This is a genomic window from Pseudomonas cimarronensis, from assembly GCF_049331905.1.
In the GTDB taxonomy this organism is placed as follows: Bacteria; Pseudomonadota; Gammaproteobacteria; order Pseudomonadales; family Pseudomonadaceae; genus Aquipseudomonas.
The window spans coordinates 3,275,190-3,297,018 of record NZ_CP186283.1 but is presented as its reverse complement, the minus strand read 5'-3'; the positions used below and the strand labels follow the sequence as shown (position 1 = coordinate 3,297,018).

At 59.0% G+C, this 21,829-nt stretch carries 16 protein-coding genes; 10 read left to right on the top strand and 6 right to left on the bottom strand.

Annotated features, from left to right (window positions below):
• The first annotated feature begins 6 nt into the window (after nucleotides 1-6).
• From ACOCLD_RS15330 to ACOCLD_RS15285, 10 genes are all read left to right on the top strand, one after another.
• The gene (locus ACOCLD_RS15330; protein ID WP_257779639.1) at nucleotides 7-894 is read left to right on the top strand and encodes an NAD(+) kinase; all 888 of its coding nucleotides are present in this window, start codon (nucleotides 7-9) and stop codon (nucleotides 892-894) included.
• Nucleotides 894-1,868 carry a metallophosphoesterase gene (locus ACOCLD_RS15325; RefSeq protein ID WP_422909780.1) on the top strand — a complete coding sequence of 325 codons (975 nt, stop codon included), beginning with the start codon at nucleotides 894-896 and terminating at the stop codon, nucleotides 1,866-1,868. The genes ACOCLD_RS15330 and ACOCLD_RS15325 overlap by 1 nt, the downstream gene beginning before the upstream one ends.
• Nucleotides 1,865-2,734: a rhomboid family intramembrane serine protease gene (locus ACOCLD_RS15320; RefSeq protein ID WP_422909779.1), complete on the top strand. Its 870-nt coding sequence runs from the start codon at nucleotides 1,865-1,867 to the stop codon at nucleotides 2,732-2,734. Before ACOCLD_RS15325 ends, ACOCLD_RS15320 begins: the two co-directional genes overlap by 4 nt.
• Before the next feature lie 46 nt (nucleotides 2,735-2,780).
• Nucleotides 2,781-3,044 (top strand): YeaC family protein, encoded by a 264-nt coding sequence (locus ACOCLD_RS15315; RefSeq protein ID WP_233686087.1) that lies wholly within the window; start codon nucleotides 2,781-2,783, stop codon nucleotides 3,042-3,044.
• A gap of 266 nt (nucleotides 3,045-3,310) precedes the next feature.
• Nucleotides 3,311-4,147 (top strand): DUF2797 domain-containing protein, encoded by an 837-nt coding sequence (locus ACOCLD_RS15310; RefSeq protein ID WP_422909778.1) that lies wholly within the window; start codon nucleotides 3,311-3,313, stop codon nucleotides 4,145-4,147.
• A gap of 54 nt (nucleotides 4,148-4,201) precedes the next feature.
• A complete protein-coding gene (gene pepN, locus ACOCLD_RS15305; protein WP_422909777.1) occupies nucleotides 4,202-6,862 on the top strand; it encodes an aminopeptidase N in 2,661 nt (886 codons plus the stop codon).
• Between the two features lie 636 nt (nucleotides 6,863-7,498).
• Entirely contained in the window at nucleotides 7,499-9,580 is a 2,082-nt protein-coding gene (locus ACOCLD_RS15300; protein ID WP_422909776.1) for a DUF1302 domain-containing protein, read from the top strand.
• 64 nt (nucleotides 9,581-9,644) lie between these two features.
• Nucleotides 9,645-11,015, top strand: coding sequence for a DUF1329 domain-containing protein (locus ACOCLD_RS15295; RefSeq protein ID WP_233686083.1), 1,371 nt, complete (start codon nucleotides 9,645-9,647; stop codon nucleotides 11,013-11,015).
• Nucleotides 11,016-11,210: 195 nt separating this feature from the next.
• On the top strand, nucleotides 11,211-12,299 hold the full coding sequence (locus ACOCLD_RS15290) for a WD40/YVTN/BNR-like repeat-containing protein (protein ID WP_422909775.1): 1,089 nt from the start codon (nucleotides 11,211-11,213) through the stop codon (nucleotides 12,297-12,299).
• Between the two features lie 15 nt (nucleotides 12,300-12,314).
• Nucleotides 12,315-14,669 carry an efflux RND transporter permease subunit gene (locus ACOCLD_RS15285; protein WP_422909774.1) on the top strand — a complete coding sequence of 785 codons (2,355 nt, stop codon included), beginning with the start codon at nucleotides 12,315-12,317 and terminating at the stop codon, nucleotides 14,667-14,669.
• 302 nt (nucleotides 14,670-14,971) lie between these two features.
• Here ACOCLD_RS15285 and ACOCLD_RS15280 read toward each other — a convergent pair whose 3' ends face one another.
• The 6 genes from ACOCLD_RS15280 to ACOCLD_RS15255 are packed head-to-tail and all read right to left on the bottom strand — an operon-like array spanning nucleotide 14,972 to nucleotide 21,790.
• Nucleotides 14,972-16,612 (bottom strand): BatD family protein, encoded by a 1,641-nt coding sequence (locus ACOCLD_RS15280; protein WP_422909773.1) that lies wholly within the window; start codon nucleotides 16,610-16,612, stop codon nucleotides 14,972-14,974.
• Nucleotides 16,609-18,372 (bottom strand): VWA domain-containing protein, encoded by a 1,764-nt coding sequence (locus ACOCLD_RS15275; RefSeq protein ID WP_422909772.1) that lies wholly within the window; start codon nucleotides 18,370-18,372, stop codon nucleotides 16,609-16,611. The genes ACOCLD_RS15280 and ACOCLD_RS15275 overlap by 4 nt, the downstream gene beginning before the upstream one ends.
• Complete coding sequence (locus ACOCLD_RS15270) at nucleotides 18,369-19,400, bottom strand: vWA domain-containing protein (RefSeq protein WP_422909771.1); 1,032 nt, start codon at nucleotides 19,398-19,400, stop codon at nucleotides 18,369-18,371. Before ACOCLD_RS15270 ends, ACOCLD_RS15275 begins: the two co-directional genes overlap by 4 nt.
• The gene (locus tag ACOCLD_RS15265) at nucleotides 19,393-19,887 is read right to left on the bottom strand and encodes a DUF4381 domain-containing protein (protein WP_422909770.1); all 495 of its coding nucleotides are present in this window, start codon (nucleotides 19,885-19,887) and stop codon (nucleotides 19,393-19,395) included. The genes ACOCLD_RS15270 and ACOCLD_RS15265 overlap by 8 nt, the downstream gene beginning before the upstream one ends.
• Complete coding sequence (locus tag ACOCLD_RS15260; RefSeq protein ID WP_422909769.1) at nucleotides 19,884-20,825, bottom strand: DUF58 domain-containing protein; 942 nt, start codon at nucleotides 20,823-20,825, stop codon at nucleotides 19,884-19,886. Before ACOCLD_RS15260 ends, ACOCLD_RS15265 begins: the two co-directional genes overlap by 4 nt.
• A gap of 5 nt (nucleotides 20,826-20,830) precedes the next feature.
• On the bottom strand, nucleotides 20,831-21,790 hold the full coding sequence (locus ACOCLD_RS15255) for an AAA family ATPase (RefSeq protein ID WP_257779651.1): 960 nt from the start codon (nucleotides 21,788-21,790) through the stop codon (nucleotides 20,831-20,833).
• Between the last annotated feature and the right edge of the window lie 39 nt (nucleotides 21,791-21,829).

Genomic DNA, 21,829 nt, shown 5'->3' with positions numbered 1-21,829 from the left:
AGCACCATGGAGCAATTTCGTAATATCGGCATCATCGGTCGACTGGGCAGTACCCAGGTTCTCGACACCATTCGCCGGCTGAAGAAATTTCTGCTCGCTCGTCATCTGCATGTGATCCTCGAAGACACCATCGCTGAAGTGCTACCGGGTCACGGTTTGCAGACCTCGTCGCGCAAAATTCTCGGTGAAGTCTGTGATCTGGTGATCGTCGTCGGTGGCGACGGCAGCATGCTCGGCGCTGCCCGCGCTCTGGCGCGGCATAAGGTGCCAGTGCTGGGGATCAACCGCGGCAGTCTGGGCTTTCTCACTGATATTCGCCCCGATGAGCTGGAGGTCAAGGTTGCGCAGGTGCTGGAAGGCCAGTACCTGACCGAGAACCGCTTTCTGCTGGAAGCCGAGGTGAGGCGCAACGGCGAGGCCATCGGCCAGGGCGATGCACTCAATGATGTGGTGTTGCACCCGGGCAAATCCACCAAGATGATCGAGTTTGAGCTGTACATCGATGGTCAGTTCGTCTGCAGCCAGAAGGCTGACGGCCTGATTATCGCCACGCCGACGGGTTCCACGGCCTATGCGCTGTCGGCGGGTGGGCCGATCATGCACCCCAAGCTGGACGCCATCGTCATCGTGCCGATGTACCCGCATACGCTGTCCAGCCGGCCAATCGTGGTGGATGCCAACAGCGAGTTGAAAGTTGTGGTTTCCAAGGACTTGCAGATTTATCCGCTGGTTTCCTGTGACGGGCAGAACCACTTCACCTGTGCGCCGGGCGACACCATCACGGTGGCCAAGCGGCCGCAGAAGCTGCGCTTGATTCACCCGCTGGATCACAATTATTACGAGGTCTGCCGGACCAAACTCGGCTGGGGCAGCCGGCTTGGAGGAGGGGATTGATGCGCCTCGATCCCGCCCGTGGTTACGACCTGATCGGTGATGTCCACGGCTGCGCGAAAACGCTGGAGCGCCTGCTGAGCACGCTGGGTTACCGGTTACAGGCCGGTGTTTGGCGGCATCCGCAGCGTATGGTGATTTTTCTCGGTGATCTGGTTGATCGCGGCCCGCGGATTCGCGAGACGCTGCACCTGGTGCGTGACATGGTCAACGCCGGGCAAGCGCTGTGCATCATGGGCAATCACGAGTTCAATGCCCTGGGCTGGAGCACTCCGGCGGCACCGGGCAGCGGTCGACAGTTTGTCCGTGAGCACACGCCACGGCATGCGCGGCTGATCAAGGAAACCCTGGAGCAATTCGATGCCTATCCGGCGGAGTGGCAGGCGTTTCTTGACTGGTTCTACGAGTTGCCGCTGTTTATCGATGCCGGGCGTTTCCGCGTGGTGCACGCCTGCTGGGATGACAGCCTGATCGAGCCGCTGCGTGCGCAATTTGCCGATGGCTGTATCGATGAGCATTTTCTCCAGGCCGCGGCTGTGCATGGCAGCTTTGCCAATACCGCGCTGGATCGCCTGCTGCGTGGCACTGATATGCGCCTGCCGCACGGCATGACCCTGACCAGCGATGACGGTTTTACCCGCGCGCACTTTCGCACCAAGTTCTGGGAAGAAGATCCGCAGACTTATGGCGACATCGTCTTTCAGCCTGATGCCCTACCGGAACTGGCAGCTCAGATGCCGCTCAGCGAGATGCAGAAAACCGAGCTGCTCAAATACGGCGCCGATCAGCCCTTGCTGTTTGTCGGCCACTACTGGCGCAGCGGTAAACCTGCACCGATTCGCAGCAACCTGGCCTGCCTGGATTACAGCGCCGTGCTCAACGGCAAGTTGGTGGCGTATCGACTCGACCAGGAAACGCGTCTGGATGCCAGCAAGTTTGTCTGGGTTGATGTCGACAGCCCGGAGGCGCGGCCATGACTGCTGTCGAGGCAATGCGTTTGCCTGAGCATGTTGATCTGACGGGCTTTATTAGCTTGTTGCAGCGTTTGCAGGTGCCGCACCGGGTTGCGGAGGAAACGGGCGAGCAAGTGCTCTGGGTGCCTGGCGAGCAACTGGCCGAACAAGTGCGCGAACTCTATGGGCGCTACCCGCAGGGCGATGCCGGGGTGGTGCTTGAGCCGTCACCGGCTTTCGCAGAGGCCGCTCCGGGCTTTGTCCAGCAGCTGAAAGCCAGTCGCATGACGGCTGCTGTACTGTTGCTGACCTTTATTGCAGCCGCTATCACCTTGCTCGGCGATAACCTGGCGACGGTCAGCTGGCTCAGCTTTGTCGACTACCGCGTGCAGGGCGATTACATCTACTTCAGCTATCTGAACGACACACTGGCCAGCGGCCAATGGTGGCGGCTGCTGACGCCGATGCTGATTCACTTCGGCATCCTTCATCTGGCGATGAACACCCTGTGGTACTGGGAGCTGGGTCGGCGGATCGAGGCGAGTCAGGGGGCCGTAATGCTGTTGGGCCTGACCCTGCTCTTCAGCCTCGCGGCCAATTTCGCCCAATACCTGCACGCCGGTCCCTCACTGTTTGGTGGCCTGTCCGGGGTGCTGTATGGCCTGCTCGGGCATTGCTGGATCTTCCAGCGCCTGGCACCAACCCCGGCATACCGTTTGCCGCCAGGAGTATTGGTGATGATGCTGGCCTGGCTGTTGATTTGTATGACCGGCATCTTCGAGCTGCTGCAATTCGGCGCAATTGCCAACGCTGCGCATGTTGGCGGCCTGCTCGCCGGGTGCCTGACCGGGCTGCTCGGTGGTGCACTGGCGCGTCGGCGAAACAGTTAGTTGTTGTTCAGGCTGGTAAACTGCCACTTTGCATTTGGAGGCGCGTATGTCGTCCTTTCTCGAAGCGATTGAAAACATCACCCCTGAGATTTATCAGAACCTCAAACTGGCCGTGGAAATCGGTAAATGGCCGGATGGCCGCAAGCTGACCCAGGAGCAGAAAGAGCTGACGTTGCAGGCCTTGATTGCCTGGGAAATCCAGAACCTGCCGGAAGAAGAGCGCATTGGTTACATGGGGCCGCAGGAATGCAGCTCCAAGTCCGAGCCGATCCCCAATCTGTTGTTCAAGTCCTCGGATACCCTGCACTAGGGTCTGCTCCCGTTTCGTTCACGGCCGCGCCGGAGCCAGTTTTTGCGCGGGACAAGGCATGAGGAGAGAGGTTTGGTTATTCCAAATGAACGACGAATAACGCAGTACCGCGCAAAAACTGGCCCGGCCCTTCGGGTTGCGCGGCAAATGGCGCCATGCTGCGTTGCGGAGCTTGGCAAGGGAGCGACCATTACCTGCGCTCCGCGCCTGGCCTGGCGCCATTTGTCGCAGCAACGCGGCTCGCGAACGAAACGAGAGCAGACCCTATGAGCGAGTTGGCCCGTGGTGCCCTGAGCAAAATGGCGGCGCAGTTGGATGCGCCGGTGCAATACAGCTTTCGCCTGGGCGATGAGCTGTTGCCGGTCAACCCGCTGATCGGCAAGACCCTGCGTCTGGAATACCTGGGGGCAATTCATTGCACCCACTGTGGACGCAAGACCAAGAGCAGTTTCAGTCAGGGTTACTGCTACCCCTGCATGCAGAAGCTGGCGCAGTGTGACGTCTGCATTATGAGCCCGGAACGTTGCCACTATGAGGCCGGCACTTGCCGCGAGCCGAGCTGGGGTGAGCAGTTCTGCATGACCGATCATGTGGTCTACCTGGCCAACTCCAGTGGCATCAAGGTGGGCATCACCCGCGCCACGCAAATTCCCACACGCTGGATCGACCAGGGCGCGACCCAGGCGCTGCCGATTCTGCGCGTCGCCACCCGTCAGCAGTCCGGCTTTGTCGAAGACCTGCTGCGCAGCCAGGTGGCGGATAAAACCAACTGGCGTGCGCTGCTCAAGGGCGACGCCGCGCCAGTCGATCTGCCTGTCGTACGTGAGCAGCTGTTTGCCACATGCGGTACTGGCCTGACTGAGTTGCAGCAACGCTTTGGCATCCAGGCCATTCAGCCGCTCAGTGATCAGCCGGTGGTGCAGATTGCCTACCCGATTGACGCCTATCCGGCGAAGATCACCAGCTTCAATCTGGACAAGCAGCCGCTGGCCGAAGGCACCTTGCTGGGCATTAAGGGCCAGTACCTGATGTTCGACACCGGCGTGATCAATATCCGCAAATACACCGCTTACCAGTTGGCCGTACACGAACTGGCCGCCTGAGTTACTTATTCGCGAACCCGGCGCCCGCGCGCCGCAGACAAAGGGCCACAAGCCATGCGCACCGAACAGCCGAAGATGATCTACCTCAAGGACTACCAGGCCCCGGATTATCTGATTGATGAAACGCACCTGACCTTCGAGTTGTTCGAAGACCACACTTTGGTGCATGCGCAACTGGTGATGCGTCGTAATCCGGCGGCGGGTGCTGGTTTGCCACCGCTGGTACTGGACGGCCAGCAGCTTGAGCTATTGAGTGTGACGCTGGATGACCGCGAGCTGAGTGCCGGTGATTACCAGCTCAGTGACAGCCATCTGACCTTGCAGCCGACCAGCAACAGTTTTGTGATCGACAGCAGCGTGCGCATCCACCCGGAAAGCAACACCGCGCTGGAAGGGCTGTACAAGTCCAGTGGCATGTTTTGCACCCAGTGCGAGGCCGAGGGCTTCCGCAAAATCACCTATTACCTTGACCGCCCGGACGTGATGAGCAAGTTCACCACCACCCTGAGCGCGGCGCAGCATGACTACCCAGTGTTGCTGTCCAACGGCAACCCGATTGCCAGCGGCAATGAAGAGGGCGGGCGTCACTGGGCGACCTGGGAAGACCCGTTTATGAAACCGGCCTACCTGTTTGCACTGGTCGCCGGTGATCTCTGGTGTGTGGAAGACAGCTTCACCACCATGAGCCAGCGCGACGTGGCGCTGCGTATTTATGTCGAGCCGGAAAATATCGACAAATGCCAGCACGCCATGGACAGTCTGAAGAAATCCATGAAGTGGGATGAAGAGGTCTATGGCCGTGAGTATGACCTGGACATCTTTATGATCGTCGCGGTCAACGACTTCAACATGGGCGCCATGGAAAACAAGGGCCTGAATATCTTCAACTCCAGCTGCGTGCTGGCCAAGGCTGAAACCGCCACCGATGCCGCGCATCAGCGTGTTGAAGCGGTTGTGGCGCACGAATACTTCCACAACTGGTCGGGCAACCGCGTGACCTGTCGCGACTGGTTCCAGCTGTCGCTCAAGGAAGGCTTCACCGTGTTCCGCGATGCCGAGTTCAGCGCCGATATGCACTCGCGCACGGTCAAACGCATCGAGGACGTGGCCTACCTGCGCACGCACCAGTTTGCCGAAGATGCCGGCCCGATGGCCCATCCGGTGCGCCCGGATGCCTTTATGGAAATTTCCAACTTCTACACCCTGACGGTGTACGAGAAAGGTTCGGAAGTGGTGCGCATGATTCGCACCCTGGTCGGCGCCGAGGGCTTCCGTAAAGGTAGCGATCTGTACTTTGAGCGCCATGATGGACAGGCCGTGACCTGTGATGACTTTATCCGCGCGATGGAAGAGGCCAATGGCATCGATCTGACCCAGTTCAAACGTTGGTACAGCCAGGCCGGCACACCGCGCCTGGATGTCAGTGAAAGCTACGACGCGGCGGCCAACAGCTATCGCCTGCACTTCCGCCAGAGCTGCCCGGCTACGCCTGGGCAGGCTGAGAAACAGCCGTTTGTTATCCCGGTCGAGCTGGCTTTGCTCGATGCTCAAGGGCGTGAACTGCCGCTGCAATTGGTCAATGAAGACGCTGCAGTGGGCACTTCCCGTGTGCTGCAGGTAACGGAGGGCGAACAGGCCTTCACCTTTGTCAATCTGGCGGAAAAGCCGCTGCCGTCCTTGCTGCGGGGCTTCTCGGCACCAATCAAGCTGAGCTTCCCCTACAGCCGTGATCAGCTGATGTTCCTGATGCAGCACGACAGTGATGGCTTTAACCGCTGGGAAGCGGGGCAGCAATTGTCGGTGCAGGTGTTGCAAGAGCTGATTGCTCAGCATCAACGTGGTGAGACGCTGGTGATGGATCAGCGCCTGGTTAAGGCCTGTCGCACGCTACTGGCGGATGATTCGCTGGATCAGGCCATGGTCGCCGAGATGCTCTCGTTGCCCGGTGAGGCCTACCTGACAGAAATCAGTGCTGTGGCCGATGTCGAAGCCATTCACGCCGCCCGCGAATTTGCCCGCAAGCAACTGGCGGAAGCGCTGTTCGACTTGCTGTGGCAGCGTTATCAACGTAACCGCGAGGTGTCCCTTGCCAGCGCCTATGTGGCAGAAGCCGAGCACTTTGCCCGACGTAGCCTGCAGAACATTGCGCTGTCCTACTTGATGCTCAGCGGCAAGGCCGAGGTATTGGCGGCTTGCCTGGAACAGTTCGAGAACGCCGACAATATGACCGAGCGTCTGGCCGCTCTGGCTGTGCTGGTCAATTCCCCGTTCGAGAGCGAGAAAGCAGCTGCGCTGGCCAGTTTTGCCGAGTTCTTCAAGGACAATGCACTGGTCATGGATCAGTGGTTCAGCGTACAGGCTGCCTGCGCCTTGCCTGGCGCGCTGCAGCGTGTTGAGCAACTGATGCAGCACCCGGCCTTTACCTTGAAAAACCCGAACAAGGTGCGTGCGTTGATCGGTGCATTTGCCGGGCAGAACCTGCTGGGTTTCCACCAGGCCGATGGCAGTGGTTACCGCTTCCTGGCGGATCAGGTTATTACCCTGAATGCCCTCAACCCACAGATTGCTTCGCGCCTGCTGGCACCGCTGACCCGTTGGGCCAAATACGGCAGTACTCGTCAGGTACAGATGAAGGCCGAGTTGCAGCGCATTCTGGACTCGGGCGAGCTGTCCAGCGACGTGTATGAAGTCGTCAGCAAGAGCCTTGTTGGTTAATAACTGTGCAGTAACAGTCTGGGTGAGCCCTTCACCTACTTTGCAGCATTAGCAGGTGTTCTGGTTGTATTATGAACAGTACTGCTAACACTAAAGGCCGATTCAGCCGAACTATGTGCAAGGCATAGGGTTACCGGCGGCTGATTCGGCTGTTTTCTTTCGTAAAAGTGTTACCCGAATCATTCGGGTAACACTTTTTGTGTTACCTGATTAAGTGTAAGTAAAGTTTGCGCAATGTTGATTGGGCTGCTTGGCTTGACCTTGGCCAATTTGTTTGAAACATCTGCGCGTGCGTTCAGCGATAAAGTGACTGATCGCGCCAGATGGTAGGACAAAAAAGGAAAAATCCGTCACTGCATGCCGCTATCTGGTTGCTGAATGATCAGTCACAAGGTGGATGGATAGTTGGCTTTCGGTGGGTGGTGAATTTTTTATACGTTCGTTTGAATTGGCACTATGGTTGCACGTGTTAAGCCGATTTGACCTCGTCATGGCGTATGCCAAACAGTGAGGTGCGTGTAAACGCGTTGGGGGATTGCCTTCCAATCAACATTTAAGGCCGTCATCAGTACGGCCATAACGTGCCCCAGTGGTTGGGGTACAAAAAAGATGATCTGTCCACGGAGTAACGTTTCGATGGAAATTAAGTCCCGTAAGCCCGTATTGCGTTTCGCACCTGCCAAGGCAGGTTTTGCTTTTGTCGGCCTCCTTCCTCTGCTGGTAGCAGCACACGCTCAAGCCGTGGAATTCAGCTTTGCCGACGATGAAATCAGCGGCTCCATCGACACCACCGTGTCCTATGGCCAACTCTGGCGTGTACAGGGTCAGGACAAGACCAACAACGACATCAACACCAACGACGGTAACCGTGGTTTTGATACCGGCTTGGTTTCTGAAGTATTCAAGATTACTTCTGATCTTGAAGTGACCTATCAGAACTACGGCGCCTTCGTACGCGGCACTGCGTTCTATGACACGCAGATCATGGATAAACGCAACGATTACTACGACACCAGCCTGGCTTACCAGCCAAGCCAGAATTATCCAAAAGACGACAGCTTTACTCGTGCTACTCGCCACAAAGCTGGACGTGATGCGCAAATTCTTGATGCTTATCTATATGGCAGCTGGGATGTAATGGATAAGCCGGTCACTGCCCGTATTGGCAAACAGGTATTTAACTGGGGTGAGGGGCTGTTCTACCGTGGTGGTATCAATACTACGAACCCGGTAGATGCAGCAAAATTCCGCTTGCCTGGTGCTGAAGTTAAAGAAGTGTTGGTTCCGGTTGAGGCTTTCAGCTTCAATATTGGTTTGACCGACAATCTGTCCATGGAAGCCTTCTATCAGTGGAACTGGAAGGAAACTGCTGTCGACCCCGTAGGGACTTTCTTCTCTGAAACTGACCTTTTTGCTGATGGCGGCAACACGGCGTACAGTGAGCAGGCTGCTCTGGCCCCGGTGCGTGGCCTCTATCAAGGTCTGAGTGGTTTTGGCGTCGGTGGCTTGCAAGGGAATGATTACTTTACTACCGATGGCACTATTAAAGTGGCAACTATTGGTAGCGACCTTAATGCCAAAAATGACGGTCAGTTTGGTGTTTCTTTCCGCTATATTGCTGAAGAATTGAATTCAACTGAATTTGGTTTTTACTTTGTTAATTATCACGCTAAAGAACCAACTATCTATGCTGATATAAATAGTGCTTACGCTGGCCTTGACCTGGCTGCTCTTGCAGGTGCTGCTGGTGCGCAACTCGACCCGCTTGTGCGTCAAGGTGTAGTTGCTGGTGTGCAGCAAAATGTTAACCCGGCATTTAGTGCGGCAGCGTTGAATAACATTATTAATACCGGTGCAAATGGTACTACCTTGGGCAGTGCTGCTGTGGAGGGGGCGATTCTTCAGCAGTACCAATCGGCCTTAGTTGGGGCCACTAATAACGCAGTTGGCGGTATGGCCGCAGTTGACCTGGCTGGTCAAGTAAATGGTCGTCGTGAATACGCCGAAGATATCCGTATGTACGGTATGAGTTTTAACACTACTGTTGGTGAGGCTTCGGTTTTTGGTGAGCTGGCCTACCGTCCTAATTTGCCGATCGGTATTGCTACTACCAACGACCTGTTGGGTGATCTTTTGACCCAGGCCGTGCCTCTTGTCTCTGGTGGTGTTGCTAATATTGGTGGTCAGATGGTGACCATGAATGATCAAGTCCATAACTATGAGCGTGTAGAGGCATTCAATAGCTCGCTGGGTACCATCTACAATTTTGGCCCGGTAATGACCTTCGATTCATTGTTTGGCGTTGCCGAGCTTTCATCTGAGCATATTCGCGGCAGTGATCTGCAATATCAATCGCGTAATGGTACTCGCTATTATGCTGGTCGTGGTAACGGCTCCTATATCTCTGGTTATGATCGCGATGATCAAATCAACAAGAATGCTTACGGTTATACCCTTGTAGCTTCCGGTACCTGGAACGATGTTTATGCTGGCGTAAACCTCTCTCCTTTCGCTGTCTATAAACATGACTTTGAAGGTAACTCGCACCAGACTGGTAACTTTATTGAAGGTCGTAAGGCTTACACTTTGGGTCTGCGTGCCAGCTATCTGAATAGCCTGGAAGCTGAGATCCAGTACACCGAATTTTATGGTGCGGGTCAAAACAATGGCAGCCGTGACCGCGACAATATCGGTCTGAACGTCAAGTATTCCTTCTAAACATAACTAGAAAGTACCGAGTGCCTGCGGGCACTCGGTTGATGACTTATCACGGAGAATCAAGATGCTGAAAAAGCACACGCTGATTGGTGCCGCCATTGCGCTGGCGCTGTCCGCTGGCAGCGCGCTGGCTGCAGTTTCGCCTGCAGAAGCAGCCAAGTTGGGCGCAAGCCTCACCCCGTTCGGTGCCGAGAAAGCTGGTAATGCGGCAGGCACCATTCCGGAGTGGACCGGTGGTATCACCAAGGCTCCGGCGGGTTACACCACTCCAGGCCAGCACCACGTTGATCCGTTTGCTGATGACAAGCCGCTGTTCACCATCACCAAAGCTAACCTGGATCAGTACAAGGCCAACCTGACCCCGGGTCAGATCGCCATGTTCAACACCTACCCGAACAGCTACCAGATGCCGGTCTATCAGACCCGTCGTTCCGGTTCTGCGCCGCAATGGGTGTATGACAACACCATCAAGAATGCCACCACGGCCAAGCTGCTGGACGGCGGTAACGGTTTTGCTGACGCCTACGGCGGCATCCCGTTCCCGATTCCGCAAAATGGCGTAGAAGCGCTGTGGAACCACATCGCCCGTTATCGCGGTACCTACATCGTACGTCGCGCTTCTGAAGTGGCTGTGCAGCGTAACGGCAGCTACTCGCTGGTGACTTCGCAGCAGGAAGCCATGTTCAAGTTCTACAACCCGAAAGGGACTGCAGCCGACCTGAACAACATCATGTTCTACTACCTGTCCTTCACCAAGAGCCCAGCGCGTCTGGCCGGTGGTGCGGTACTGGTGCACGAGACTCTGGATCAGGTGAAAGAGCCGCGTCAGGCTTGGGGCTACAACGCCGGCCAGCGCCGCGTGCGTCGTGCGCCGAACCTGGCCTATGACACCCCGATTGCTGCCGCTGACGGCCTGCGTACTGCGGACGACACTGACATGATCAACGGTTCGCCAGACCGTTATGACTGGAAGCTGATCGGCAAGAAGGAAATCTACATTCCTTACAACAGCTACAAAGTCACCAGCCCGGACGTCAAGTACAAGGACCTGCTGCAAGTGGGCCACCTGAACCCGGCTGTGACTCGTAACGAACTGCACCGCGTATGGGTCGTTGAAGGCACGCTGAAATCCGGCGCTCGTCACATCTATTCCAAGCGTACCCTGTTCCTCGATGAGGACAGCTGGCAAGCAGCAGTGGTTGATCAGTACGACGGTCGTGGCGAGCTGTGGCGCGTTTCGATTGCCTACCTGAAAAACTACTACGACCTGCCGACCACCTGGTCTGCGCTGGATACCTTCCACGATCTGCAGGCCCGTCGTTACCACGTACAGAACCTGGACAACGAAGAGCCGAGCACCATCGACTTCAGCCAGCCGGTTCCAGACGATGGCTACTTCAAGCCAGCTGCTCTGCGCCGTCGCGGCACGCGCTAATTCGCGTGTAGGTTGAGCAAAAGGCCGCTACTGTTGTAGCGGCCTTTTGTTATTTGTGGGTCGAACACGGCAGGGTAGACGGTCTGGTTTAACAAAACATAACGTCGCGCCGATTGTCAGGCCTTTTGAAAGCTCAGTAGGATAGGTGGACTGCTATAAGGGTAGTGCTACCTATAAGAATAAGGGGGAAGGTATATGAGTGAGCCCGTTATGCGGCGCACCCAGGCCGGGCATGTTGTGGGGTCGTCCCGCACTCCGGCGTTCCGCGTTCACTCGCCACTGGCTAAAGCGCTTTCGCTGTGCAGTGTGCTGTCTGTGCTGATGTTTACCGGCGCACCATTGCAGGCTGCCAGCGATGACAGCAGCCATTACTCGGTGGCCTCTGCCAAAGCTTCACATACCTTGTTGCTGGATGTCGCCAGCCTGGGAAAACGCCTGGTCACCGTGGGTGATCGTGGGCATATCCTTTATTCCGATGACAACGGTGCGAGCTGGGTTCAGGCCAAGGTGCCAACTAAGCAGATGCTGACTGCCGTGTTCTTTATCGATGACAGCCATGGCTGGGCGGTCGGTCACGATGCGCAGATTCTTGCCAGCACTGATGGTGGTACTACCTGGGTCAAGCAGTTCGAAGACCTTGAGCGTGAAGCGCCCCTGCTGGATGTCTGGTTCAAGGACCGTAACAACGGTTATGCCGTAGGTGCCTACGGTGCCTTGTTGGAAACCACCGATGGCGGTGCCAACTGGGAAGATGTCAGCGACCGCATGGACAACGAAGACGCCTACCACCTAAACGCCATTGTCGAAGTCAAAGACTCCGGCCTGTTTATTGTGGGCGAGCAGGGCGCAATGTTCCGTTCTGCGGATTGGGGGCGGACCTGGGAAACCCTGGAAGGCCCTTACGAGGGTTCGCTGTTCGGCGCACTCGGCACCGATGAGGCCGGCGCGCTGCTGGTTTATGGTCTGCGTGGGCACCTGTTCCGTTCTGCAGACTTCGGTACGACCTGGCAGGCGATCAGCCTGAATACAGCCAACAACGGTCCTCTGGAGTTCGGCCTGGCTGACGGTAATCGTCTGGCCGACGGCTCCATCGTGGTGGTTGGGCATGGCGGTACCGTACTCAAGAGCACCGACAACGGCCGCACTTTCAATGTGACCAATCGTGCCGACCGGCTTTCGCTGGCAGGCGTTGCAGCAATGGAAAACGGCAATCTGATTCTGGTAGGGCAGGGCGGCGTTCATGCTGCTACGCCTACTGGCGCCGATCTGGGCCAACAACAATAAGCCGGGAGCCTTTGCATGAGTAAGCATCAACAACAACCTGCCTCCTTCCTGGAGCGGTTGATTTTCAACAACCGCCCGGCCGTGATTCTGCTGTGCCTGTTGATCAGTCTGTTTCTGTTTTTCCAGGCGGCGCAAGTGCGTCCGCAGACCAGCTTCGAGAAGATGATTCCGCTGGGGCATCCCTATATCCAGAAGATGCTTGAGCATCGCAATGACCTGGCGAACCTGGGTAACACCGTGCGTATCTCGGTGGAAGCGGTGGATGGCGATATCTTCAGCAAGGAATACATGGAGACGCTGCGTCAGATCAACGACGAAGCCTTCTACATTTCGGGGGTCGACCGTTCTGGCCTGAAGTCGCTGTGGAGCCCAAGCGTACGCTGGACCGAAGTGACTGAAGAGGGCTTTGCCGGCGGCGAAGTGATTCCGCAAACCTATGACGGTTCTGCAGAAAGCCTCGAAGAGTTGCGCAGCAATATCCTCAAGTCCGGTCAGATTGGCCGCTTGGTGGCCAACAACTTCAAGTCGAGCATCGTCGATTTGCCGTTGTTGGAAAGCTATGCTGACCCGAACGATCAGGGTAAGCAGATCCCGCTGGATTACCAGAAGTTCTCCCACGAGCTGGAAGAAAAAATCCGCGACAAGTACGAGGCGCAGAACCCCAACGTCAAAATCCACATCATTGGTTTCGCCAAGAAAGTGGGTGACCTGATTGATGGTCTGATTGGTGTGGCGCTGTTCTTCGCTGTCGCCATCGGTATCACCTTCGTGCTGCTGCTGTGGTTCACCCATTGCTTCAAGAGCACCCTGGCGGTGGTTGTTACCACGCTGATTGCGGTGGTCTGGCAGCTGGGGCTGCTGCATACCCTGGGTTTCGGGCTTGACCCGTACTCGATGCTGGTGCCGTTCCTGGTTTTCGCCATCGGTATTTCCCATGGCGTGCAGAAAATCAACGGTATTGCCATGGCCTCGGGTGAGGCGACTGACTCACTGTCCGCCGCGCGTATGGCCTTCCGTCAGCTGTTTATTCCGGGTCTGGTGGCGCTGCTGTCGGATGCCGTGGGTTTTATCACCCTGCTGTTGATCGATATTGGCGTGATCCGCGAGCTGGCCATCGGCGCATCCATGGGTGTGGCGGTGATCATTCTGACCAACCTGATTCTGCTGCCGGTGATGATTTCCTATGTCGGTATCAGCAAGAAGGCGGTGAAGATCAGCCGCGAAGAAGCCGATAAAGAACATCCGTTCTGGCGCTTTATCTCCAACTGCGCGCACCCGATGGTCGCCCCGATTTCCGTGGTGGTAGCGGTCGCAGCGCTGGCAGGTGGCATGTGGTATGGGCAGAACCTGAAAATCGGTGACCTCGATCAGGGCGCACCTGAGCTGCATCCAGACTCGCGTTACAACCTGGATAACGACTTTGTCATCCGCAACTATTCCACCAGCTCTGACGTACTGGTGATCATGGTCAAGACGGCGCCTGAGGGCTGCTCGACTTACCCGACGCTGTCGGCCATGGACGAGTTGATGTGGAAGATGGAGAACACCGAAGGCGTGCAGTCGGCCATTTCCATGGTTACCGTGTCGCGTCAGGTGATCAAGGGCATGAACGAGGGCAACCTGAAATGGGAAACCCTGTCGCGTAACCAGGACGTGCTGAACAACTCCATTGCTCGGGCTGATGGCCTGTACAACGGCGATTGCTCGGTGGCTCCAGTGCTGGTGTTCCTCACTGACCACAAAGCAGAAACCCTGTCGCGCGCAGTCAAAGTCGCTGAAGACTTTGCCAAGCAAAACAACACGGACGGTCTGGAGTTCGTCCTGGCAGCTGGTAACGCCGGTATCGAAGCCGCAACCAACGAAGTGATCGCCAAATCCGAGACCACCATGCTGCTGGCGGTATATGCCGCAGTGGGCATCATGTGTCTGCTGACCTTCCGCTCCTTCGCGGCAACTTTGTGTGTGATGCTGCCGCTGGTGCTGACCTCGGTGCTGGGCAACGCCCTGATGGCCTTTATGGGCATCGGTGTGAAGGTGGCGACTCTGCCGGTAATCGCCCTGGGTGTGGGCATTGGTGTCGACTACGGCATCTACATCTACAGCCGTCTGGAGACCTACCTGCGTCAGGGGCTGTCGCTGCAGGAGGCTTACTACGAGACCCTCAAGTCGACCGGTAAAGCGGTGCTGTTCACCGGCATCTGCCTGGCGATCGGTGTAGCGACCTGGATCTTCTCGGCGATCAAGTTCCAGGCCGACATGGGCCTGATGCTGACCTTTATGTTCCTCTGGAACATGATCGGCGCGATCTGGCTGCTGCCGGCACTGGCCCGCTTCCTGATCAACCCGGAGAAACTGCGCAACAAGGCCTGAGCCTGAAACGCAGTAGCAAGACTAAAAACCGCGGCCCTTGGGTCGCGGTTTTTTATTGCCAATAGGTCAGGTTGCGTATGGCTTTTGTAGGAGCGGCCTTGGCCGCGATGTTATTCGAGTTACCGCGAATCGCGGGCAAGTCCGCTCCTACAGGGGGAGGTGTAACCCATTATTCAAGGTGAACCGATTAGCGTTTGGTGGGTTACGTGGTGCACAGATGGTGCAGCGGCCCAAGCCCGCTTCTGCGCCAGTCACCTAGCCTACAGAAGTTGTACGTACTGGTGCTGGGGATTGCATTGCAGCTAGCGCGGATACAGCGGTGGCAAGGCGCTGCTGTCTTGATTGGCGGTGCTTTCCAGGTCCTCTACGGCGGGCAGGCTGCGAATCGCCAGCCACAGGTTGCGGCCTTGCCAGTGCTGGCCGCTTTCGCTGTACAGCGCGCCATTGAGGCCGTCGAGGGCGTCGGAGAGTGGAGTAAAGCGTGCCGCCATGTCGGCCAGGGTTTCCGGTTGTTGGCGGGCCCAAGCATCCAGCGCATGGCGAGTGGCTTGTGAGTCGTTGGCCAGGCAACTGCGCTTGAGGTCGTCGAGCAGGTTACGTGGGCTTGGGCCGCTCTGCTGGCTGGGCATTACGGCTGGCTGGCGGCGTGCGCGCCACCAGAGAACAAAGCCGAGCAGGGTGGTCAGGCTCAGCAATGCGGTGCTCAGTTGCCAGGGCCACAGTGGCACACCAGGTGCCGCGACGGGTTCCACGCGCTCAGCTTCACTGGGCAGGGTTTCCAGGTTCGGGTTGCTGGCCACTTGCAGGTCACGGGCGGGCAGGCTGCTGCGTTCGAGTTGGTCGGTTCGGGTGTTCCACCACAGCACTTCAACGGCTGGCAAAACCAGCAAGCCTTCGCGGTTGGCGACCAGTGCTTCGCGTTCTTCACGGCTGCCAATCAAGCCATTCTCACCGATCTGGTTGGCCAGTTGCGGTTGATCGGGATAGCGGCGCAGGCCACTGACTTGCGTGGCAGGCAAGGGCGGTAGCTGGGCGCTGGCCAGGCCTTCGGCCTTGATCAGCAGGCTGCGGGTCAGCGAATCGCCGACGCGGGCGCTGTCCGGCTGTGGGTTCCACACTTCGCTCAGGGTCACTGAGCGGGCGGGCAGCCAGGGCGCGTCAGCGGGGTAGCTGGCCGGTTTGGCTTTGACCGTCAGGGGAATTTCCGGTGATTTGACCCGCACCACTTTGCCGGGGCGTGGACCGAACGGGTTATAGGCAGTGCCGCTTGAACGGTCGACTGCGGTGGCGGTAAAGGTCTGCGCAGGAATCAGCAGTTCGCCGCTTTCCTGGGGGAAGATGGCGTAGCGCAACTCGATCACGCCATGACGCACGCCATTGATGTCCTTTTCGTAGGTGCGTGGTTCGCCGAGGGATTCAACACGGGCCTGAGGCATGTCCAGCTGGGTCAGGCTGCTGTCATCGTAGAGTGATACGGAGTGGTAGATACGCAGGGTCAGCACGGTTTGTGCCTGCACATAGACGCTTTCCTGATCCAGGTTGGCGTCGATAAACACCGGAGCCAGGCGGTTGTCATCGGCATTACTGCCCTGCTGGATGTGCAGGGTGATCGGCTCGCTATGCAGTGTGCCGAGGCTCAGTGGTGGTATTACGACATAGCCGCTGTGCTTGGGCTGCAGGGTAATGATCCAGCGGGTGCTGGCCTGGGCGCCATTGCTGCCGCTGGTCAGGCGGTTAACCTGGCGGGTGCCGAGCACCTCAAACAGGTCGTTGAGGGGCTGCAGATCGGGTTTGCCGAACAGTGTCGGGTCATTCGATTCCAGGGTCAGCTCGACACTTTCACCGGCGTTCAGGCGGGTGCGATCGACGCTGGCGGTAAAGCTCTGTGCGCTGGCATGCAGGGCCAGCAGGCTGAGCAGAAGGGTACAGAGCAGTCGGCTCATTGCAGTTGTTCCTGGCGCTGTTGTTCCAGCCTGAATTTGCGCCGCAGCAGCTCGCCCGGATCATCGGGGATCTGACGCAGCCATTGTTCCAATGCCTGACGCCGCTCGCCATCGAGGCCCGCTTCGGCGCTGGCGATCTGTTCTTCGCCGCTATCGCTGTCGTCTTCTTTCGGCTGTTTGGGCGGTGTTTCCGCGTCTTCTTCTGCGCCCGGTTGTGCGGGTTTCTCGCCCTTGTTCTGATCTTCAGACTCTGGCGCTTTGCCCGGCGATTGTTCAGTTTGCGCCTGCGCGTCTGGATCGGACTGGCCTGCCTGCGGCTGGCTGCTGGGCTGCTTCTGCTGTTCGTTGGACTGTTGCGGATTGTCGCTTTGATTCTGCTGTTGCTGCTGGTTCTGGCGTAGCAGTTCTTCGACCAGGGCTTTGTTCTGCTGCGCCTGAGTCAGGTCGGGCTGCAACTCCAGCGCCTGGGTGTAGGCGTCCACGGCGGCTTCCAGTTCATTGCTGTGGGCCAGGGCGTTACCCCGGTTGTAGTGGTCGCTGGCGCTTTCCCCCATGGCAAAGCGCTCGGCGGCGGCGGCGTATTCGCCGGCCTGATAAAGCGCCTGACCTTGCCAGCGTGGATCGTTGAAGCGCTGCGCCGCTGCTGCCGGTTGCTGCGCTTCGAGCAGGCGTTGGCCTTGCTGATCGGCGCGTAGCCAGAGGTCTTCGAAGCTGAGGGCGTAACTGTTCTGCGGCAGGCTCAGCAGCAACAGCGGCAGGCACAGCAGCCAGCCCCGTCGGGCTGCGCAGGCGGCCAGCAGGAGTAGTGGCAGCAGCAGCCAATGACTCTGGTCGGCCCAGGCCTGCAACTGGGTCAGCTCGCCATCATGACGGACCTGCTGGGGCGCGTTTAGCAGGCCCAAGCTGCGCAGATCGCGCTCATCCAGGGTCGTCCCTTGGTAGTGGCCGCCCAGGTCGCTGGCAAAACGTTTGAGGCCACTGCTGTCCAGGCGTGGCAGTAGGATCGCGCCTTGTGCATCCTTGAGGAACGAGCCGTCCTCTTGGATGATCGGCGCGCCCTGGGTGCTGCCGATGCCGAGAATATGCAGGCGCTCGCCACGTCGTCCGAGCGCCTGAGTGATGGCCAGGCGTTCTGCCTCATAGAGGCTGCTGGTCAGCAACAGCAAGCGGCCATTGCCCTGAGCGCCTTGTTCAAGCAATTGCAGGGCCTTGGTCACGGCGAGGTCGGCGCGTTTGCCGGGCTCCGGCATGATGCCCGGGCTGAGGGCGTCGAGCAGGTTGCGGCTGGTGGCCAGGTCATCAGACAGCGGCACCAGCGTGTGTGCACTGCCGGCATACACCACGATGGCGGTTTGCGCATCCTGGCGTGCTTCCAGCAGATCAAGCAACTTGCGCCTGGCTTGGCCCAGGCGATTGGGTGAGGCATCGCTGGCGAGCATCTCGGGAGTCAGTTCGAGCAGCACCACCAGCGGATCGGCCGGCTTCGGGTTCTGTTGCTCAATGCGCTGCCAGCTTGGCCCAAGTAATGCCAGCAGTGCCAGCAGCCAGGCCAGGCCAAGGGCCAGCCAGGGCAGACGGCTGTTACGCCCGCCGGTGGCCGTCAGCAGTGCGCCCTGGAAGGCCGCCGGCAGCAGCGCCTGCCAGCGACCTGTGCGTTTTTCCCGGTGCCAGAGCTGCCAGAGCAACAGGCTCAGCAGCGGCAGCAGCACGAGCCAGAAGGGCCGTTGCCAGTGTGGCCAGAGGCTGGTCAGTTCGCTCATGAGGTTTTCCCCCAGCGTGATGTCAGGCGGGTGCGCCACTGCTGCGGCAGGTTTGGCCAGAGAGTGTGGCTGACCAGCAGCAGGCTGAGCAGCAAAGCCAGACCCAGCGGCCAGGTATAGAGCGGCAGGGTGGGTCGCGCCAGAGTCGGTTTCTGCGCCACCGGCTCCAGACGGTCGAGGGTCGCTTCGATGGCTTGCAGCTCTTCGCTGTCGCGGGCACGGAAGTATTCGCCGCCGGTGGCCTCGGCAATCGCCCGCAGGCTCGGTTCGTCCAGGTCGATACCGGGGTTGAAGCCGAGCATGCCGAGTACGCCGCCTTGCTCCGGGTCGGCACCGATGCCGATGGGGTAAATAGTGATGCCTTCTTCGGCAGCCAGGCGTGCTGCGGTCAGCGGGTCGATTTCCCCACCATTGTTGGCGCCATCGGTGACCAGTACCAGCACGCGGCTTTGCGCCGGACGCTCGCGCAGGCGTTTTACCGCCAGACCAATGGCGTCGCCAATGGCGGTCTGCGGCCCGGCGATATTCTTCTGCGCTTCGTCCAGCCAGGTGTGCACGGTCTGGCGGTCGAAGGTCAGCGGTGATTGTAGGTAAGCACGGCTGCCGAACAGGATCAGGCCGACCCGGTCACCCTGACGGCCGTCGATAAACTCGCCGAGCAGGTGTTTGACCAGGGTCAGGCGGCTGACTTCCTGGTCTTCCCAGAGCATGTCGGCGTAATCCATGGAACCGGACACATCCACCGCCAGCAGCAGGTCGCGGCCGCTGGCCGGCAACGGCAGCGGCTCACCCAGCCATTGCGGGCGGGCGCAGGCCAGCAGCAACAGCAGCCAGATCAGTGCGAAGGGTGCCTGCTGCCGCAAAGCTGGCAAACGCACGCGGGCGCGGCGGCCGCTCAAGCCTTCCAGCTCCGTCAGGAAGCTGATTTTCAATGCGGCCTCACCGCTGTCGGCCGGCGGCAGCCAGGCGCGTAGCAGCCAGGGCAGGGGCGCGAGCAGAAAGATCCACGGCCAGGCAAACTCAAACATGCTTGCGAATCCAGATCGACACCGCCTGGTTGAGCCCGGCGATGGCTTTGTCATCCAGGCTGCAGTGCGGGCGATAGGCGCCTTCCACCAGGATCATCCAGCGGGTTAGACCTGCCGCTGGGCAGCGGCTGTCGAGAAACGCCAGCCAGGCGCGGCTGCTCAGAATATGGCTGTTGCTTTGCGGGTAACGTTCGCGGCACAGGCGTTTGAGGATGGCATTGAGTTGTTGCAGCCAGGGGCCGGCATCGACGCCGTCATAAGGCTTGCTCAGGCGTTCGAGTTCGTTCAGCGCGGCCTGGCGCAATGGGTCGAGCGGCGCTTCGGTCGACTGCTCGGCTGCTTTGCGTGGCAGGTGTTTAAGCAGCTTGACGGCGCCCCACAGCAGCACAGGCAACAGCAGGGCGAGCAGCCACCAGCCCGGCGCCGGCGGCCACCAGCTGATCGGCGCGGGGGCGATCAGCGGTTCGAGTTGGTCCAGCGGGTTCACAGGGCCTTCCTCGGGCGCTGGGCATTCAGGTGTTCACGCAGCTGCTCGATCATCTCGCTCTGGGTGTTCAGGGCCAGTAGCGGCACACCGAGTTTCTGTGCAAGGCGCTGCCAGCGTGCCTGGCGAGCATCGGCCAGGCTGCGGTAGGCCTGGCGCAGCTCGGCGTCCTGAGTATCCAGTTCCAGCTGCGCGCCGTGTTCGCTAAAGCGCAGCAGGCCGGCATTGGGCAGGGCGTGGTCGAGCGGGTCGGACAGTGGCAACAGCAACAGATCAGTGTGTCGCGCCAGCAGCAGCAATTGCTGTTCGCTGCTGTCACTCAAAGTGCGCTCATCACACAGGATCACCACCAGGCTGCCGGGGCGCAGCACTTCACGGGCGCGGCGCAGGGCCAGGCCAAAGCTGTCACGGCCGCCCTGGCTGTCGCTGCTCAGGGCCTGATTGGCCTTGGCCAGGCGGCTGAGCAGTTGCAGCAGGCTCTGTTTGCTGCGCCGTGGTTTGATTTCGTGGTGTTCCAGATCGCCAAAGACCAGGCCGCCGATGCGGTCGTTATGGCCCAGTGCGGCCCAGCCGATCAGGCTGGCGGCCTGGGCGGCGAGTACCGACTTGAACATCAGCCCGGAGCCGAAGAACAGCCGTTTGCTCTGCTCGACCATGATGTAGATCGGCCGTTCACGCTCTTCATGGAACAGCTTGGTGTGCGGCTCCTGGGTGCGTGCAGTCACCCGCCAGTCGATGGTGCGTACATCATCGCCAGCCTGATAGACACGCACCTGGTCGAAGTCGACGCCGCGCCCGCGCAGCTTGGAGTGGTGCAAACCAATCAACGGGCTGCGCCGTGCCGGGGTGGAGAACAGCTGCACCTCACGCACACGGTGACGCATCTCGATCAGTTCACCGAGGCTGACGCGAATGCCTGGCTGCGTGGGCTGGTCGTGCATGGTGCTTAGGCGACCGCCACGACGTCGAGAATGCGTTGCACCACACGGTCCTGGTCGATGCCGGCGGCTTCTGCCTCGAACGACAGAATGATGCGATGACGCAGTACATCAAACAGCACCGCCTGGATATCTTCCGGGCTGACGAAGTCGCGCCCAGCCAGCCAGGCGTGCGCCCGTGCGCAGCGGTCCAGTGCAATCGAGCCGCGCGGGCTGGCGCCGTAGGCAATCCATTCGGCCAGTTCCGGGTCGAACTTGGCCGGGGTGCGCGAGGCCATCACCAGCTGCACCAGGTATTCCTCCACTGCGTCGGCCATGTACAGGCCGAGGATTTCCTGGCGTGCGGCAAAGATCGCCTGCTGACTGACCAGATGCTCGGGCTTGGTTTCGCCATTCAGTGCTTCGCCACGGGCCTGGGCGAGGATCTTGCGTTCCACGCTGGCGTCGGGGAAACCGATCTTCACGTGCATGAGAAAACGGTCGAGCTGGGCTTCAGGCAGCGGGTAGGTGCCTTCCTGCTCGATCGGGTTTTGCGTGGCCATTACTAGAAACAGTGGCGACAGCTGATAAGTGCTGCGGCCCACCGACACCTGGCGTTCGGCCATGGCTTCAAGCAATGCCGATTGCACCTTGGCCGGGGCGCGGTTGATTTCATCGGCCAGCACCAAGTTGTGGAAGATCGGCCCTTGCTGGAACACGAAACTACCGGTCTCCGGGCGATAGATCTCGGTGCCGGTGATATCCGCCGGAAGCAGGTCGGGGGTGAACTGGATGCGGTGAAACTCGGCTTCGATACCTTCGGCCAGCTCCTTGATCGCCTTGGTCTTGGCCAGGCCAGGGGCGCCTTCGACCAGCATGTGGCCATCGGCAAGCAAGGCAATCAGCAGCCTTTCGATAAGTTTTTCCTGGCCGAGGATCTGTGCTGAAAGAAAATGTCGCAGCGCGATAAGCGCTTCACGGTGTTCCATCGTTAAGCTCATCCGGCAAATGTGACCGGCGAGTCTCGA

Bases quoted from the DNA above. Each gene is read 5' to 3' on its own strand.
- ACOCLD_RS15330 (WP_257779639.1), top strand. From the start codon at position 7: ATGGAGCAATTTCGTAATATCGGCATCATCGGTCGACTGGGCAGTACC.
- ACOCLD_RS15325 (WP_422909780.1), top strand. From the start codon at position 894: ATGCGCCTCGATCCCGCCCGTGGTTACGACCTGATCGGTGATGTCCAC.
- ACOCLD_RS15320 (WP_422909779.1), top strand. From the start codon at position 1,865: ATGACTGCTGTCGAGGCAATGCGTTTGCCTGAGCATGTTGATCTGACG.
- ACOCLD_RS15315 (WP_233686087.1), top strand. From the start codon at position 2,781: ATGTCGTCCTTTCTCGAAGCGATTGAAAACATCACCCCTGAGATTTAT.
- ACOCLD_RS15310 (WP_422909778.1), top strand. From the start codon at position 3,311: ATGAGCGAGTTGGCCCGTGGTGCCCTGAGCAAAATGGCGGCGCAGTTG.
- pepN (WP_422909777.1), top strand. From the start codon at position 4,202: ATGCGCACCGAACAGCCGAAGATGATCTACCTCAAGGACTACCAGGCC.
- ACOCLD_RS15300 (WP_422909776.1), top strand. From the start codon at position 7,499: ATGGAAATTAAGTCCCGTAAGCCCGTATTGCGTTTCGCACCTGCCAAG.
- ACOCLD_RS15295 (WP_233686083.1), top strand. From the start codon at position 9,645: ATGCTGAAAAAGCACACGCTGATTGGTGCCGCCATTGCGCTGGCGCTG.
- ACOCLD_RS15290 (WP_422909775.1), top strand. From the start codon at position 11,211: ATGAGTGAGCCCGTTATGCGGCGCACCCAGGCCGGGCATGTTGTGGGG.
- ACOCLD_RS15285 (WP_422909774.1), top strand. From the start codon at position 12,315: ATGAGTAAGCATCAACAACAACCTGCCTCCTTCCTGGAGCGGTTGATT.
- ACOCLD_RS15280 (WP_422909773.1), bottom strand. From the start codon at position 16,612: ATGAGCCGACTGCTCTGTACCCTTCTGCTCAGCCTGCTGGCCCTGCAT.
- ACOCLD_RS15275 (WP_422909772.1), bottom strand. From the start codon at position 18,372: ATGAGCGAACTGACCAGCCTCTGGCCACACTGGCAACGGCCCTTCTGG.
- ACOCLD_RS15270 (WP_422909771.1), bottom strand. From the start codon at position 19,400: ATGTTTGAGTTTGCCTGGCCGTGGATCTTTCTGCTCGCGCCCCTGCCC.
- ACOCLD_RS15260 (WP_422909769.1), bottom strand. From the start codon at position 20,825: ATGCACGACCAGCCCACGCAGCCAGGCATTCGCGTCAGCCTCGGTGAA.
- ACOCLD_RS15255 (WP_257779651.1), bottom strand. From the start codon at position 21,790: ATGGAACACCGTGAAGCGCTTATCGCGCTGCGACATTTTCTTTCAGCA.